Annotated in this window: 1 protein-coding gene; it reads right to left on the reverse strand. The window is 38.9% G+C overall.

The window, feature by feature from the left end:
• Positions 1-57 precede the first annotated feature (57 nt).
• Entirely contained in the window at positions 58-945 is an 888-nt protein-coding gene (locus QUA36_RS31195; protein WP_333460162.1) for a hypothetical protein, read from the reverse strand.
• Between the last annotated feature and the right edge of the window lie 293 nt (positions 946-1,238).

Consider the following 1,238-nt stretch of genomic DNA (forward strand, 5'->3'; position numbering starts at 1 on the left):
TTAGCAGGCATTCACTTTTTCTGAATATTATTATGTTATATTATACCAATATGCGTTTTAAATGCACAACAGCTTAACCCCATCTTTTGTCTTGAATGGTCGATCGATGTTCTGAACGGCAAAAACTTCATGGACTCTAAAACCGTACACTAACTGCATGGAAAATACCCACAACCATCGCTTACGTGATTCGAGATTGTATCGCTTATCATCGGGGACACTTAGAACTTCCTTGCGAAGTTTTAAAAAGTCATCAACCGATAAGGTTTGAAGGTCTTCTCGAAATTCAACTTGCGTACCATCGATTTCTTTAAGATTGCTTAGTAAGTCAGTGTTGCCAATAGTCTCAGCAAGCTTACGCATAGCGCACAGGCAGTTTTTGAAAGATTTAGTTCCTTGTTTTTTGCTGTGGATGATGGACAGAATATCTGTCAGGTTGACAACCGTATCTTGTGGTAGCAACTTGTAGTAGTGACCGTAGACTGCAATCCAAGTGTTTTGATGGCTAATGTTACTCCTATCTCGCTGCTGACGACGTTTAGTGTGTCCATCCCAGTATTCTTTGTCTACTTTTGCGATCGCCTCACCAAACGTCATCAAATCATTCTTAATGATGTTCTTTTCTAGAATTACATCATCGTACCAGGTCAAGAATTGAGACTCGGTTTTTAGCGCTCTTAGGGCGAAGGCGACTAAATGAGCTTTCCTCAGAGCCTCAGTAATACCTTGCATTGTCAGGTAGCACCCACAGGCTTTGTTGACCCGCTTGTCACCTAGTCTGAATTGGAGGATGATGTAAGATCCCTTAGCCTTGCTATCCTTCTTTAGCCCTACCTCTTTGGGACACTCTTTCTGTGCTTGCTTGAAGTAGTCCAGAATCCGCTCGTAGCCGATCAGGTAATCTGCTGAGGTGCTTACTGTGATTGAATTAGATTTTTCGCTCATCTTTAACTTCATGCCCAAATTTATTATTTTTGCTATTTTTATATTATCTTCATATCCCTAACCTAGCAGATATATAATTACCAGTAACCCCTAGGACTAGACCCAAAATAACAGTACCAAGGATAAATTTACCTATGTTCTCTCTTCTTTTTTTGTACGCGACATATTCTCCCCAACAAAAATTATACGAAGGAAAACAATAATACACGGTAGAAAATATAGTCATTTCAAATAAATGTGAGACAGAGGCAAGATCATGATAAAATCGATAAAAATAGTTAATTAAAAAAAAA

Origin of the sequence: Microcoleus sp. Pol10D4, assembly GCF_036701555.1 — a bacterium.
GTDB lineage: Bacteria > Cyanobacteriota > Cyanobacteriia > Cyanobacteriales > Microcoleaceae > Microcoleus.

Bases quoted from the DNA above. Each gene is read 5' to 3' on its own strand.
- QUA36_RS31195 (WP_333460162.1), bottom strand. From the start codon at position 945: ATGAGCGAAAAATCTAATTCAATCACAGTAAGCACCTCAGCAGATTAC.